This is a genomic window from Streptomyces luteoverticillatus (assembly GCF_003970715.1).
Taxonomy (GTDB): domain Bacteria; phylum Actinomycetota; class Actinomycetes; order Streptomycetales; family Streptomycetaceae; genus Streptomyces; species Streptomyces abikoensis.
This window is the reverse complement of the sequence record NZ_CP034587.1, coordinates 2,786,550-2,800,909: the sequence shown is the minus strand read 5'-3', so window position 1 is coordinate 2,800,909 and position 14,360 is coordinate 2,786,550. Positions and strand designations below refer to the sequence as shown.

Sequence of the window (14,360 nt, the reverse complement as noted above, 5' to 3'; positions counted from 1 at the left end):
GCGTGAGAGAGTCGGATGACAGTCGTTCCGCGGCTCGCGACCACCCGGACGGCGTACCGGACGGTATACCGGGAGGCGGTCGTCGCGGCGGCCGTCCAGCTGGCCGTCGCCGCCGTCGGCTTCGCCGTCCTGCTGCTGGTCAACCACCACCTCGGCCATGGGACGCGCTGGCTGCTGTACCGCTGGGACAGTGGCAACTATCTGCGGATCGCCGAGCGGGGCTATCCCCGCCTCATCCCCCACCGCCCCGACGGCACGCCCGACTACAGCCGGCTCGCCTTCTTCCCGCTCGTCCCCGCGCTGATCCGCGGTCTGCACCTGGTGACCGGCCTGCCCCACGACTGCGCCGGGGTGCTGATCTCCTGGTGCGCGGCGGCGGTGGCCGGGGCGGGGGCGTACACGCTCGTGCGGTGCTGCGGGGGAGGCCGGGGCGCCGGGTACGCGTGCGTGGCGCTGTGGTCCTGTTCGCCGTACGCCTTCGCGCTGTGGGTGCCGTACTCGGAGGCGGTCTTCAGCGCCCTGCTGATGTGGGCCTTGGTGTCGCTGGTGCGGCGCCGCTGGGTCGCGGCGGGCGTCCTGTGCGCCCTGGCGGGCGCCGTACGGCCGACGGCGACGGTGCTGATCGCCACGGTGCTGCTGGCCGCCGCGGCGGCCCTGCTGCGCCGCCGGGACGGCGCCCGGCCATGGGCGGCGCTGGCCCTGGCACCGCTGGGGCTGCTGGCCGGCTGGCTGTACCTGGGCAGCAGGGTGGGTCGCTGGGACGGCTGGTTCGAGGCGGAGCGGGCCTGGGGGCAGACGTTCGACTTCGGCGCGGGCACCGCGGACTTCCTGCGGCAGGTCCTGCTCTACGGCGATCCCCGCGCGGTCGCCGACGTGCGCCACACGGCCGTGCTCGCCGTGGTCCTGCTGACGGCGGCGGCGGTGGTGGCGCTGGCACTGGACCGGCGGGTGCCCTGGCCGCTGGTGGCGGTCGTCGCCGGGGCCTGGCTGCTGATGGTGGCGACGCCGGGCTCGCCGTACTCCAAACCACGCTTCATGCTGCCGTTCCTGCCGGTTCCGCTGCTGTTGGCGGCCCGGCCGCTCGCGCGTGTTCCGCTGGGGGTGCGGGTGTGTCTCTACGGTGGAGGTGCGGTGGTCTCGGGTTGGTACGCGGCCGGGTTGCTCGTGCTGTTCGACGGATCGCCGTGATCGCCGTGGTCTCCGGCAGGAGAGCCGTGGCGCATGGCCCGCCCCGGCAGGGTCCTGAAGACCCAGGCGCGGTAGGACCAGAATCGGAACAGGGTCGCCGTGCCGATGCCCAGGAACTTGAAGAGATTGCCGAGCAGCGCCCCGCCCCAGCCGAAGCCGTAGGTGGCGACGTAGAGGACACCGTTCTCGATCACCAGTCCGACGCCGCTGAAGGCCGCGAAGAGGGCGATCTCCCTGCTGCGCCGGCCCTTGTCGCGGTCGCGGTAGGTGAAGTGGCGCAGCCCCAGATAGTTGAAGGCGATGGCGACGGCCGTCGCGACCACGCTGCAGCGCACCACCGGCAGCCCGGTGGCCCCCCGGCACACATTGAAGACGCCGAGGTTGACGAAGATCCCCAGGCCGCCCACCGTGCCGAACTTCGCGAACTCCCGGGCCAGCGCCGTCAGCCTCCCCCGGCCGGGCGAAAGCCTTTCCCTCGATTCCGTCGGTCGCAAAGGCATCTCCAGATACGGTCGCCACGCGTAGCGGACATCTCGCTTAGACAACCGATTGTAGTGTAAATTGCCGCAAAAACTGACGCAGTGCGACGAGATGGGCACAATGGGCGAGGGTCTGGTATTGGCGAGGGACTGGAATGTATGACGAGGAACTGGCATGACTGAGGCGGTACTGCTCGTCGGAGGCAAGGGAACCCGGCTCCGGCCGCTCACCATCAACACGCCGAAACCCATGGTCCCGGCCGCCGGGGTGCCCTTCCTCGCCCACCAGCTGGCCCGCGCCAGAGCCGCCGGCGTGAAACACGTCGTCCTCGCCACCTCCTACCTCGCCGAGGTCTTCGAGCCGTACTTCGGCGACGGCTCCGCCCACGGGCTGCGCCTCACCTACGTCCACGAGGAGGAGCCGCTGGGCACGGGCGGGGCCATCCGCCAGGCCTCCATCGCCCTGACCTCCGGGCCCACCGAACCGGTGCTCGTCTTCAACGGCGACATCCTCACCGGCCTCGACATCGGCGACCTGCTGCTGCGCCACGAGCGGGCGCAGGCCGACGTCACCCTCCATCTCACCCGGGTGGCCGACCCCCGTGCGTTCGGTCTGGTCCCCACCGGCCCCGACGGCCGGGTCCTGGCCTTCACCGAGAAGCCGCGCCGCCCCGAGGAGATCGTCACCGACCAGATCAACGCCGGGGCCTATGTCTTCCGGCGGGAGGTCATCGACACCATCCCGCAGGGGCGGCCGGTCTCCGTCGAGCGGGAGACCTTCCCCGGGCTGCTGGCCGCCCGGGCCGTGCTGCACGGGGTGGTCGACGCCTCGTACTGGCTGGACCTGGGCCGTCCCGCCGCCTTCGTCCAGGCATCCGCCGACCTCGTGCGCGGCGTCGTCCACTCCCCGGCCGTCCCCGGCGACCCCGGTGAGTTCCTGGTGCTGCCCGGGGCACGGGTGGCGGACGGGGCGCGGCTGCTGGGCGGCACGGTCGTGGGGGCCGGCGCGTACGTCGCGGCGGGCGCCGTCGTGGAGGGCTCCGTCGTCCTGGACGGCGCCCGGATCGAGGAGGGCGCGCGCGTCCGGGCGTCCATGGTCGGCACCGGCGCCCGGGTCGGCCCCCGGACCCTCCTGGACGACGTGGTGATCGGGGATCGCTCCGACATCGGCGCGGACAATGAGCTGCGCGAGGGGGCGCGCGTCTGGTGCGGGACCGCGATCCCCGACGCCGCCATCCGCTTCTCGGCCGTCTGAGCGTCACCGCCTGCCCGCATGCGAACACCGACTTAGTGTTTGAAGGTCTTCAGCGTTTGAACGTCCGTCGACCGCCAACTGTCGACAGCCGCGCCACCCCCTGTACGACTCGCCGTCTCCGTCTGCCGAGGATCCGCTCATGAGCCCTCCGCGCACCCCCGCCGCCGCGACACCGCTCCCCGCCGAATGGGGCCGTACCCCGCTCACCGTGGTGATGCCGACGTACAACGAGGCGCAGAACCTGCCCACCATGGCCGAGGCGCTCATGGCCCTGCCCCTCGAAGGGCTGCGGCTGCTGGTGGTCGACGACAACAGCCCCGACGGCACGGGCACCGTCGCCGAACAGCTGGCGGAGAAGTACAACGAGCCCGGCCGGACGCGCATGGGCGTCATGCACCGCACCACCAAGGACGGCCTCGGCCGCGCCTACGCCGCCGGCATGGAGCGGGCCGTGGCCGAGGGCGCCGCGTACGTGCTCCAGATGGACGCCGACGGCAGCCACCCCACCGGCAAGATCTCCGAGATGCTCGGCGTCGCCCTCGCCACCGGCGCGGACGTGGTCGTCGGCAGCCGGTACGTGCCCGGGGGCACCCTCTCCGACGCCTGGAAGGCCCACCGCAAGCTGCTCTCCCGCTGGGCCAACGCCTACGCCAGCGGGATCCTCGGCACGCGCGTCCGCGACATCACCAGCGGCTTCAACCTGTGGAGCGCGGACGCACTGCGGGCCGTCGGGCTCGGCAGCGTCGACAGCGCGGGCTACAGCTTCCAGGTCGAGACCAAGTACCGCGCGCTGCGCGCCGGTTTCACGGTCATGGAGGTGCCCATCCACTTCGAGGACCGCACCGCCGGGGAGTCGAAGATGAACCTTGCCGTGCAGCTCGAATCCGTGGCCATGCCCTGGCGGCTGCGGTCCAGAGCGCTCCGCGGCCCGGCGGCCGGCAAGCGTTCCCGCTGATCCGTGAGCCCGCCCACGGCCTTCAGGGCGCCCCGGCCGCCGCTCTCCCGGACCGCCCCGCCGCGCGGGGCGGGCCTGCCGCGCCGGACGGCCGCGGTCGCCGTCCTGCTGCTGGGCGTCCTGCTGCTGCTCATGGTGGTGCGGCTGCCGTGGTCCGGTGACCTGGGGATGCACGCCGCCGTCCTGGAGCGGCTGCGCGCGGACCTGATCCACCCGGGCAACCCCCTGGTGGACGAGGACACGCCGAGCCCGTACTACTCGCCCTGGACGGTCGCGCTGGCCCTGGCGGCGAGGGCGACCGGCTGGGGCACCTTCGGCGTGCTGCGGATGGCCGGGCTGGCCGGGCTCGTGCTGCTGGCCACGGGCCTCGCCGCCTTCACCCGGACGTTCAGCCGGGCGCGGACGGCCGTCCCGCTCGCGCTGCTGTGCGTGCTGCTGCTGTACGGCGTGGTGCCGTTCGCGTGGAGCGGGATGCCGGGGCTGGCCTCGCTCAGCCTGACCCTCGCCTATCCGGGCACCTTCGCCCTGGGCCTCTCCTGCTGGCTGTGGGCGCTGCTGCGCCGGGCGCGGACGGCCGGCTGGGGGCTGCCGGGGCATCTGGGGCTGGGATTTCTGCTGGGTTCAGTGCTGCTGGTGCATCAGTTCACCGGCGTGGTGGCGGTGCTGGGTGTGCTGGCGGTGCTGCTGGGGACGCGGCCGGGGCCGAACGGGGCCGGGTGGGTGCTGGTGGCTGCGGGGGGTGCCGTGGCCCTGGTGCTGCCGCTGTGCTGGCCGTACTACTCCTTTCCCGCGCTGCTCGGCGGGGGCGGGCTGGACCCCGTCCACCGGGCGCTCTACAACCGTGCGGCGGAGCGGTTCTGCCTGGTGACCGTGGGGGTGGCGGCCCTCGGGGCGCGGTGGTGGCGGGATCGCCGCGATCCCTTGGCGCTCCTCTTCGGGCTGGGCGTGGTGGTCGTCTCGGCGGGGTGGGCGAGCGGGCATTACGCGTGGGGGAGAGCGCTGCCGGCCGTGCTGATCCCGGCTCAGCTCGCACTCGCCATCGAGACGGCCGAGGTTCTCGACGACCGTGGGGCGGGTGGTGAGCGGCTGCGGCGTGTGCGGCACGGTCTGCCGGTGGTGGCGGTGGCGGCGCTGCTGGCCGGGGCCTGGGCGCAGGCGGGGGTGCTGTCGTACGTGCTGCGGAGGGAGGCGGTGCCGCCCGGGCTGCGTCAGGCGCCCGTCATCGCGCTGTGGCCGGGCTTCGGCTGGGCCGTGGCGCATGTGCCCAAAGGGGCGACGGTGATGACGGACGACTACTACGCGCTGCGGATGCTCCCCGCGTACGGCCCGTACACCGTCGCTCCGGCCTATCCCGACCTCTTCCTCCCCGACGAGAAGCGGCGCCGCGACGCCACACGGCGCTACTTCGCACCGGCCACCTCCCGGGCCGAGCGGCTCGGCATCCTCAAGGAGTACGGCGTGCGGTGGGTGCTGTGGAAGAACGGGGCGGCGGGCCTGCCGCCCGGCGACCCCGCGCTCAGGAAGGCGGCCCAGGGGCCGGGCGGGCGCGTGCTGCTGGAGGTCGTCGGACGATGAGCGCGACGGAGACCGCGCCGGTGACCGGGCCGTCCTTCGGGGACGCGGCCTCCGGGTGGCTGCGCGGCCGGGCGCCCGTGCCCGCGCTGGTCGCGGCGGCGCTGGTGTTCACCCTGAGCTCGGTGCGGGCGTACGGCAAGGCGCGTTCCGGCATCGACAACGCGGTCGTGGTGCGGGCGGCGCGGGCGCTGCTGAGCGGCGGGTCGCCGTACGCGGACAAACGTTTCCTGTATCCGCCGGGGGCGGTGTTCGCGGCGCTGCCGCAGACGCCGTTCCCGGAGAAGGCGCTGTTCTACGCCGTGCCGGTGGTGACGGGCGCGCTGGTCGCGGTGGGCGGGGTGCTGGCGCTGCGGATCTTCGGGGTGCGGGCGGACAGCCGGCTGGCGGTGGCGCTGGCGCTGGGTACGGCGCTGTTCCTGCCCTTCCAGAGCCTGGTCTTCCTGGGCAACTGGACGGCGGCGTCGGTGGCCGCCTTTCCTGCGGCCCTTCTGCTGGCGCGGAACGGGCGGTGGGCCGCGGCGGGCGTGGTGGTCGGGGTGGCCGTCGCGCTGAAGCCGATGCTGGTGCCGCTGTTCCTGCTGTTCCTTCTGGCGCGCCAGTGGCGGGCGTTGGCGTGGGGGCTGGGGCTGCCCGCCGCGATCTCGCTGTCGGCCGCGGTCGCGTTGCCGAGGCCGGGGTTGTTCTTCACCCGGACGCTGCCGTTCCTGTTGCACGGCCAGGACGCGTACGCCCGTCCGTACGACGCCTCCTGGCCTGCCGTGCTGCCCCGGCTGGGGGTGCCGCACCTCCTGGCGTTCGCGCTGGCGGCCGTGGCCGGGACGGCGGTGCTGTACTTCGCGTGGCTGCGGTGGCGGTGCGGGGGAGATCCGGCGCTGCGGCTGGTGGAGTGCGCGGCGCTGCTGATGCTGGCCGCTTTCGTGGTCTCGCGCCCCTCGTTCCTCAACTACGCGCTGGTCGTGGTGCCTTCGCTGGCCGTGTCGGTGGTGGTACGGGGGGCGGCGGCGAGGTCGGTGTGGTTCTGGGTGCCTCTGGTGCCGCAGTTGGGCGGGGTGCCGTGGCCGGGGGTGGACAGCGCGCAGCGGCACGCGTTCCGGGACGTGGTGATGTTCGGCGGGCTGGCGGTGGTGCTGGGAGTCGCGGCGTGGCGGGGGAGGGGGTGGGGTCGAGACGACGGGGTTGTCACGGAGAGTAGTTGTCGTTACTCTCTGTGTTCAGAGGTCGAGGCCCGGCGTTCAGGGCCCGAGACCCGGCCCGATCCCGAAGCGAGGTGAACCATGTCCGCTCCCGTGCCCTCCGCCACCCCGGAGGTCAGCGTAGTAGTGATCGTCCACAATGACGCCGAGCGGCTGCCGCGCGCCGTCCGATCGGTCCTCGGGCAGTCGCTGCGCCGCCTCGAAGCGATCGTCGTCGACGACTGCTCGACGGACGGCACCCCCCGCGTCGCCCGGGAACTGGCCGCCGGCGACCCACGTGTGCGCCTGCTGCGGCTCCCGGTCAACAGCGGCGGCTGCGGCGCCCCGCGCAACGCCGGCATCGCCGCCGCCCGCGCCCCCTATGTGATGTTCCTCGACAGCGACGACGAACTCCCCTACCACTCCTGCAAATCGCTGCTGCTGACCGCGGAGGACACCGGAGCCGACCTCGTCACCGGCGAGGTCACCCGGATCTTCGAGGAGAGCGGCACCACCGCTCTGTGGTACCCCGAGCTCTTCGGTGACACCCGCCTCGTCGCGGGCCTGCGCGCCGCCCCCGAATACCTCCTCGACCACCTCTCCACCAACAAGCTCTACCGCGCCGCCTTCCTCGCCCGGCACGGCCTGCGCTTCCCCGAGGACGTGCACTACGAGGACCAGCTCTTCAGCGCTCAAGCCCTCACCCTGGCCCGGTCCTTCGCCGTCGTCCCCTGGCCCGTCTACACCTGGCGGCTCGCTGGCGACCCGGCCACCGGCCCCTCCATCTCCTCCAGCCGCCACAAACTGCGGAACGTCGCCGACCGCGTCGCCGTCGCCCGGCGCGTCGACGCCTTCCTGGAGGAGTCGGGCCACGCCGATCTGCGGCCCGCGAAGGACGCCAAGTTCCTCCGGCACGACCTCCGCCTCCACCTCGGTGACCTGCCCTTCCGCGACCGGCGGTGGACCGAGGAGTTCGCCGCCCTCGTCGCCCCCTACCTCGCCGGCATCGCACTCGGCGCCTGGGAGACGCTGCCGCGCGAACAACGCGTCTGCCAGCACCTGCTCCTCACCGGCCGCCTCGCCGAGGCCGCCGAATGCGCGCGCACCCTGGACCGGCCCCGCATCGCCCCCCGCCACACCGTGCGCGACGCCACCGGACGCCGGTACTGGGGACGGGAACTGCCCGAGGACGAACGGGCCGCCCGGGAACTGGACATCACCGAATGGCGCCTGGACGACCAGCCCTTCACCACCGGCCCCCTTCGGCACGAGGTGACGCACGTCGAACCGGCCGGAAGCCTCCTGCGCCTTACCCTGCGCACCTACGACCCCGCACGGCTGCTGGCCGGGCCCGTGCCCGTCACGGCGGAGCTGCGCGTCGCCGTGACCGCCGAGCCCCTCGTCGTCCCCTTCCGCTACGAGCCGGACGGGGAGGACACGGAAGGCACCGAGGGCGCGGAAGAGCGCACCGCCCGGGTCGAGATCGATCTGCGCCGGGTGCCCCTCGGGCCCACCGGGTTCCGGGGGCGGCGTCACCCCCACGTCGTACTCACCCGGCAGGGCCTGACCCGCGCCGATCCGCTGCTGGCCCCCGCCCCGGCGCCGTCCTTGCGGGCACGGATCGGCGGGCACCTGGTGCGGGCGGGGTGCGAAGGACACGGCGCCGGACGGTTCGAGCTCGCCTGGGAGCGGACGGGCGCCCTCGGCCGGGCCGAGGCCCTCGTCCCCGCCCGGCCGGCCCTGCGCCGCGCCCACCGGCTGATCCGCCGCGCGACCGGGCCGCGCGCCAAGGCCCTCGCCTACCACGAGCTGCGGAAACTGCCCATCGACGACCGGCTGGTCGTCTTCGAGGCCCTGGAAGGGCGCGGCTACGCCGACAGCCCCCGCTACATCCACGAGGAACTCGTCCGGCGCGGACTCCCGCTCCGCGCGGTCTGGTCGTACACCGGCGACCGGTCCTCCTTCCCCGAGGGCGTGGAGCTCGTCCGGCGCGGCAGCTGGGAGCACGCCCGTACGGTCGCCCGGGCGCGCTACTGGGTGGACTCGCACGGCTTCCCGGCGTCCTACGCCAAACGGGCGGGCACCCGCTATCTCCAGACCTGGCACGGCCAGGCGTTCAAGCACATGGGGTTCGACATCCCCGAGCTACGGCTGGCGAGTGCCGAGCGGCGCCGGCGGCACCGCGCGACGGTGGCCCGCTGGGACGCGCTGATCTCCCCCAGCGAGGAGTTCGAGCGGACCTTCGTGCGGGCCAACGGCTACGCGGGCCGGCTGCTGCGCACCGGGCTGCCGCGCAACGACGTGCTCGTCCGCTGGAACGAGCCGGAGCAGCGCGACCGCGCGGCCCGCACCCGGGAGCGACTGCAGATCCCCGACGGCCGGAAGGTGCTGCTGTACGCCCCCACGTTCCGGGACGGCGAGCGCGGCAGCGGGGCGTCGATCCGGATCGACCTGGCGGAGCTCGTCGGCGCGGTCGGCGAGGAGTGGACGGTCGTGGTCCGCCCGCACTACTACGACCGGTTCACCGTGCCCCGCGAGCTCGGGCACGCGGTGCGCGACGGGCGGGAGTTCGCCGATCTCAACGATCTGCAGCTCGCCTCGGACGCCCTGCTCACGGACTACTCGTCGGTGATGTTCGACTACGCCAACCTGGGTCGGCCCATCCTGCTCTACACCGACGACTACGAGCACTACCGCTCGGTCTCGCGCGGCGCCTACTACGAGTTGGCGGACATCGCCCCCGGTCCGATGCTCACCACCACGAGGGAACTGGCGGCGGCGCTGGGCGATCTGGCGGGGGTGCGCGAGCGGTGGGCCGGGGCGTACGCCCGCTTCCAGGAGCGGTTCAACCCCCTGGAGACCGGATGGTCGAGCAAGTCCGTGGTCGACCTGTTCTTCGAGGGGAGCGACCGGTGAACCGCCACGACGGACGGACAGGGGTGAGGGTTTCGGCTCAGGGCCGCCGGAGGCGGCTGTTCCTCCTCGGCATCGACGTCGATTCGACGGGCGGCTCCCAGCGGGTGCTGCACACCCTCGCCCAGGGGTTCGCCGAGCGCGGCCACACCGTCGAGCTCATCGGCATCCGGCCGAGCCCCCGGCCCCACGCGTACATCGCCGACCCCGCCTACCGGCGGACCACGCTCTACCGGGCAGCCGCTCCGCCCTCCTGGCGGGCGGACTCCCTCGCCGAGCGGCTGAGCCCGGCACGGCTGTGGTCGGCGCGGGCCGAACGCCGGGAGCGACAGCGGGCCCGGGAACTGCTGGCGCGACGGTTCGCCGACACACCGGAGGACGGTAGGGGGTATGTGATCGCCGGTTCGCCCTGGGCGGCGGTCTGGCTGGAGTCGGTGGCGCGGCCGGCCCACGTGCGGGCCATCGGCCAATACCACGAGTCATTCCACCAGGCGCGGACGTCCGTCAACCTGGAGCTGATCCTGCGGCACTACCCGGCGCTGGAGAAGTCGCTGTTCCTCAGCGAGCCGGACGCGGCGGAATTCCGCCGCAGACGGCTGCCGAACGCCGGAGTGATGCCCAACCCACTGCCCTTCGCTCCCCTCACCCCCGCGCCCCTGGACGGTCGGCGCGTCGGCGCGGTCGGGCGGCTGGAACCGGTCAAACGGCTGGACCGGCTGCTCGACGCCTTCGCCACCGCCTCGACCGAACACCCCGGCTGGGAGCTGCACTTCTTCGGCGACGGCCCCCAGGAGCCGGAACTCAGGGCGCGGGCGGCCCGGCTCGGCATCGACGGCAGGGTCCGCTTCCGGGGCACCGTTCGCGACATGGCCGCCGCCTACCGGGAGCTGTCGCTGGTGGCTCTCACCAGCGAGCGCGAAGGACGGCCGATGGCCCTCGCCGAGGCGTCCGCCGCCGGAGTGCCCTGCGTGAGCTTCGACCTGTCGGGCGGCGTCCGCGAGCTGGTCGTCCACGGGCGTACCGGCACGCTCGTGCCGCACGGGGACACGGCGGCGTTCGCGGCCGCGCTGGGGGAGCTGATGGGGGACGGCCCGGCGCGCGAACGCTATGGGCGGGCCGCGCGCGAGCACGTCGCGCCACTGGCCCTCCCGGCGGTCCTGGACCGCTGGGAGGCGCTGTTCGAGGAGATCGACCGCTAGGTCCGCCACCGGACCGGAACGGCCACAAGGGGGATGGGGCATGAACGGGGGATGGGACATGAGCGTCGTGAGGCTAGGGACGGCCGTCGGTACGGGCCGCCGCCGTGCGCCGCAGGAGGGATGGCAGGGGCAGAGGGGGCAGCAGGGGCAGCGGGGGCAGGAGCGTACGGGCCCTGCGCAGGGCGACACCGAGCGCGCAGCGGACGCCGGGCGCGAGCCGCAGGACGAGCGAACCGCTCGCCGTGGCGTGCGGCTGCGCCAGCAACAGGCCGTACCGCGCGCCGAGCAGCACGGCGGGCCGGGAGCCTGCGCCCACGGCCCGTACGGCCGTCCGCAGGGTGCCACCGTGGGCGCAGTGGATGCGGACGCGGACGTCCCACGCCTGCGACCCGGTCGTGAGGGCCCTGCGGGCCCTGGCGTCGAGGAGCCCGCGCGCGGCCAGCGCCGCGAGGTCCACGGGCACGGAGACCACCCACGAGGTTCCGGCGCCTGGCCCGACTGGTCTGTCCGGCCCGCCGCCGCTCGGCCTACCCGACCCGGCCGGCCCGTCCGACCCGGCCAGCCCGTCCGACCCGTCCGACCCGGCCGGCTCGTCCGGCCATGGCGAGGCGGTGTGTTCCTGGACGGAGGCGCCGTCCCGCAGCCGGAGCTCGACGTCGACGCCGTGCGGCCGGGCCGCCGCCAGCCGGCCGTACAGCTCGTGCACCCGCAGCCGGAGTTCGGCGTGGCGGCCGCGCCCCGCGCGGCGGCGCAGGACGGCGTCGACGGTGACCGGCAGGCGGCGGGCCGGCTTGGCGCCCGGGCCGGTGAGGCCGTCGAGGACGGCCCTCGGCAGGTCCGCCGCCCAGACCGGCCGCCCCGCCGCCTCGGCGTAGGGGGGCAGCAGCCGGGCGGGCCGGGCGGCGAGCTGGGCGAGCCGGTCCAGGTCGCGCGGCGTCTCGGAGGCGAGCACGACCCGGGCGATCCAGCGGGCCGGGGCCCGGGCGGCGCGCAGGTCCGCCTCGTCGCAGGCGGCCAGCGCGGCGCGCGCCGCCCGCCACCAGGCCGCGCGGTACGCCGGGCCGTGGCCGGGCAACTCCCGGACGTACATCCGCAGGTCGTGGTCGAGGAACTTCACCCGGGCGGCGTGGGCGAGCGGCTCGTTGCCGGCGTCGCGGAAGACCTCCACACCCCGCTCGTGGGCGCGGACCCGCGCCTGCCAGTTGGCCACCCGCTCGCGGTCCAGGGAGATCGAGGGCCGGGCCGCGCCCCGGCGCACGTGCCAGACGTAGACCGGGTCCGGGACGACGGCCACGCGCGGACCCGCCGCCATGACGCGGGCGCTGAAGACGAAGTCCTCGTAGGGGAACGGCCCTTCGGGGAAGTCGATGCCGTGCGTGTCGAGAAAGTGGCGGGCGTAGAGCTTGTTGACGCAGAGCGTGTCGCGCAGCAGCGCCGGGTGCTCCTCGGGGGAGGCGTGGACGGCGGGCCGCCGGTAGAGGGCGGGCTGCCAGGGAGTGTCCCGTCGCCGGGGGAGTTCCCTGCGGACGCACAGCCCCGCCGTCACCGGCGCGTCGTGGGCCAGGGCGCCACGCAGCAGGGCGGTCACCGCGCCCCGGGGCAGGATGTCGTCGCTGTCCAGGAACATCACATAGGGCGTGGTGACGGTCCGGAGGCCGTCGTTGCGGGGGGTGCCGCAGCCACCGCTGTTGACGGCCCGGTGGACGACGCGCAGCCGGGGTTCGCGCGCGGCCAGCCGGTCGAGGAGGGCCCCGGTGCCGTCGGTGGACGCGTCGTCCACGGCGACGACCTCGGCGACGGCCGGGCCCTGGCCGAGGGCCGAGCGCACGGCGTGGCCGATGTGGGCGGCGTCGTCGTAGCCGATGACGACGACGCCGACCCGGGCGTCGGCCGGGGCGCCCACCGGAAGCCCGGTGGCGGGGTGCGCGACAGGGATTCCACTCCCGTTCACTGCCATAAAGCACAGTTTTATCCAGTAAGTATGCGTAATCGGTGCATTCTGCGACCGCGTGTGGCCGGCAGGAACGGAAGCGGGGAGGGACGACGATGGCGCGGACCGCGGTACGGCCCGAGCTGAGGAAGGGGCCGAGGAAGGAGCCGAGGGAACCATGGGCGGTCACCCTCGGGACCGCCCTTCGGGAGCTGACCACCGCCGTGCCCCTGGCCGTGATCGTGCCCGCCGCCGTCATGCTCCTCCTCGGCCTGTGGGGGCTCGACCGGGGCACGATGTGGCGGGACGAGGCCGCCACCTTCCAGGTGGCGCGCCGCTCGCCGGGCGAGATCGTGCGCCTGCTCGGGCACGTCGACGCCGTGCACGGGCTCTACTACCTGCTGATGCGTCCGGTGCTGGCGTTGCGCGCCGACGAGACCACGCTGCGGCTGCCGTCCGTCGTGGCCGCGGCCGTCACCGCCGGGCTGATCGGCGCGATCGGCTGTCGGCTGGCCCGGCCCCGGGTGGGCCTGTGGGCCGGGCTGCTGTACGCGGCCACCCCGTTCGTCGGCCACTACGCCCAGGAGGGCCGTTCGTACGCCCTGGTCGCGGCGGGCGCGGCGCTGGCGACGTGGCTGTTGCTGGAGGCCGTCGAACGGGGTTCGCCCGGGCGCTGGGCCGGCTACGGCGCGGTGGTGGCGGTCACGGCGCTGCTGCACGAGTTCGCGATCCTGCTGCTGGCGGCCCATGGGCTGACGCTGCTGCTCTCCCGGGTGCCGGGGCGGACCTGGCGCGGGTGGGGCTGCGCGGCGGCCGCGGCCTGCGCCGTGCTGGCGCCGCTGGCCGTGCTCTCCCAAGGCCAGAGCGAGCAGGTCTCCTGGCTCCGCGCACCGGGATACGAGCAGGCGAAGGCGCTCCTCCACGCCTTCACGGGCCCTGGTGAGCCCGTCGTGGCCGTGGTGGTCGCGCTGATGGCCCTCGCCGTGCTCGCCCCTCTGCCCCGCACCGGCCCGCTGCGGCTGGGCGCCGTCGCCCTGCCGCTGGCCGTCGTCCCACCGGTGCTGCTCTACGCGGCGTCCCAGTGGCAGCCGCTCTTCCTCGACCGCTATCTGCTGTTCTGCCTCGCGGGCGTTCCGCTGCTGGCGGCCGCCGGGGCGGAGCGGCTCCTGGGGCTCCTGCCGTGGCGGAGTGTTGCGGCGGCGGCCGGGGTCGCGGCTGTGGCGGCGGCCTTCGTGGCGCAGCTGCCCTTCCACGAGCGCGAGCGGCTGCCGTCCAGCCGGGGCGACGAGCTCGCCCGGGTGGCCGCGGCCGTCGGGAGGACGGCCCGGCCGGGGGACACGGTGCTCTTCCTCCCGCTCCACGAGCGCCGGATATCCCTGGCCTACCCGGAGGCCTTCACGGGGCTGCGGGACCTCACCCTCAAGAGGTCGCCCGCCGCCTCGGGCACCCTCTACGGCCAGGAGGCCGGGGCGGGGGAGCTGCGCTCCCGGCTGCGGGGGCTTCCGGCGGGGACGCGGGTGTGGGTGGTGGCGGACACGAGCACGGTCGGGACGCCGTGGTTCCGGGCCCAGCGCGCCGAGTCCGCCAAGACGAGGGAGCTCGACGCGCTGTACCGGGAGGAGTCCACGGTGTTCGTCCGGGGAGGGGCGGTGTCGCTGTACGTACAGCGCTAGTCCGTACGTACGCGCCGTCTG

The 14,360-nt window shown here is 74.3% G+C and carries 10 protein-coding genes; 8 read left to right on the top strand and 2 right to left on the bottom strand.

Annotated features, from left to right (window positions below):
• The first annotated feature begins 15 nt into the window (after positions 1-15).
• Complete coding sequence (locus EKH77_RS12105; RefSeq protein WP_126914403.1) at positions 16-1,188, top strand: hypothetical protein; 1,173 nt, start codon at positions 16-18, stop codon at positions 1,186-1,188.
• On the opposite strand, the gene EKH77_RS12100 is transcribed toward EKH77_RS12105, so the two are convergent.
• Positions 1,116-1,688 (bottom strand): GtrA family protein, encoded by a 573-nt coding sequence (locus tag EKH77_RS12100; protein WP_126914402.1) that lies wholly within the window; start codon positions 1,686-1,688, stop codon positions 1,116-1,118. The genes EKH77_RS12105 and EKH77_RS12100 overlap by 73 nt on opposite strands.
• A gap of 154 nt (positions 1,689-1,842) precedes the next feature.
• On the opposite strand from EKH77_RS12100, the gene EKH77_RS12095 reads away from it, so the two are divergent.
• The 6 genes from EKH77_RS12095 (at position 1,843) to EKH77_RS12070 (ending at position 10,736) form a co-directional block, all read left to right on the top strand.
• The gene (locus tag EKH77_RS12095) at positions 1,843-2,922 is read left to right on the top strand and encodes a sugar phosphate nucleotidyltransferase (RefSeq protein WP_126914401.1); all 1,080 of its coding nucleotides are present in this window, start codon (positions 1,843-1,845) and stop codon (positions 2,920-2,922) included.
• A 139-nt stretch (positions 2,923-3,061) separates the two neighbouring features.
• A complete protein-coding gene (locus EKH77_RS12090) occupies positions 3,062-3,877 on the top strand; it encodes a polyprenol monophosphomannose synthase (protein ID WP_126914400.1) in 816 nt (271 codons plus the stop codon).
• 3 nt (positions 3,878-3,880) lie between these two features.
• Complete coding sequence (locus EKH77_RS12085) at positions 3,881-5,452, top strand: hypothetical protein (RefSeq protein WP_126914399.1); 1,572 nt, start codon at positions 3,881-3,883, stop codon at positions 5,450-5,452.
• Complete coding sequence (locus EKH77_RS12080) at positions 5,449-6,723, top strand: glycosyltransferase family 87 protein (RefSeq protein WP_126914398.1); 1,275 nt, start codon at positions 5,449-5,451, stop codon at positions 6,721-6,723. The genes EKH77_RS12085 and EKH77_RS12080 overlap by 4 nt, the downstream gene beginning before the upstream one ends.
• Positions 6,724-6,726: 3 nt before the next feature.
• Positions 6,727-9,540 (top strand): bifunctional glycosyltransferase/CDP-glycerol:glycerophosphate glycerophosphotransferase, encoded by a 2,814-nt coding sequence (locus EKH77_RS12075; protein ID WP_126914397.1) that lies wholly within the window; start codon positions 6,727-6,729, stop codon positions 9,538-9,540.
• Between the two features lie 23 nt (positions 9,541-9,563).
• The gene (locus tag EKH77_RS12070; protein ID WP_240667324.1) at positions 9,564-10,736 is read left to right on the top strand and encodes a glycosyltransferase; all 1,173 of its coding nucleotides are present in this window, start codon (positions 9,564-9,566) and stop codon (positions 10,734-10,736) included.
• A gap of 73 nt (positions 10,737-10,809) precedes the next feature.
• On the opposite strand, the gene EKH77_RS12065 is transcribed toward EKH77_RS12070, so the two are convergent.
• Positions 10,810-12,693 (bottom strand): glycosyltransferase family 2 protein, encoded by a 1,884-nt coding sequence (locus EKH77_RS12065; RefSeq protein ID WP_126914395.1) that lies wholly within the window; start codon positions 12,691-12,693, stop codon positions 10,810-10,812.
• An 89-nt stretch (positions 12,694-12,782) separates the two neighbouring features.
• Here EKH77_RS12065 and EKH77_RS12060 point away from each other — a divergent pair, with 89 nt between their 5' ends.
• Positions 12,783-14,339, top strand: coding sequence for a glycosyltransferase family 39 protein (locus tag EKH77_RS12060; protein WP_240667323.1), 1,557 nt, complete (start codon positions 12,783-12,785; stop codon positions 14,337-14,339).
• The last annotated feature ends 21 nt before the right edge of the window (positions 14,340-14,360 follow it).

Excerpts from the sequence above, each read along its gene's own strand:
- EKH77_RS12095 (WP_126914401.1), top strand. The coding sequence starts at position 1,843 with ATGACTGAGGCGGTACTGCTCGTCGGAGGCAAGGGAACCCGGCTCCGG.
- EKH77_RS12100 (WP_126914402.1), bottom strand. The coding sequence starts at position 1,688 with ATGCCTTTGCGACCGACGGAATCGAGGGAAAGGCTTTCGCCCGGCCGG.
- EKH77_RS12075 (WP_126914397.1), top strand. The coding sequence starts at position 6,727 with ATGTCCGCTCCCGTGCCCTCCGCCACCCCGGAGGTCAGCGTAGTAGTG.
- EKH77_RS12080 (WP_126914398.1), top strand. The coding sequence starts at position 5,449 with ATGAGCGCGACGGAGACCGCGCCGGTGACCGGGCCGTCCTTCGGGGAC.
- EKH77_RS12060 (WP_240667323.1), top strand. The coding sequence starts at position 12,783 with ATGGCGCGGACCGCGGTACGGCCCGAGCTGAGGAAGGGGCCGAGGAAG.
- EKH77_RS12105 (WP_126914403.1), top strand. The coding sequence starts at position 16 with ATGACAGTCGTTCCGCGGCTCGCGACCACCCGGACGGCGTACCGGACG.
- EKH77_RS12065 (WP_126914395.1), bottom strand. The coding sequence starts at position 12,693 with ATGGCAGTGAACGGGAGTGGAATCCCTGTCGCGCACCCCGCCACCGGG.
- EKH77_RS12090 (WP_126914400.1), top strand. The coding sequence starts at position 3,062 with ATGAGCCCTCCGCGCACCCCCGCCGCCGCGACACCGCTCCCCGCCGAA.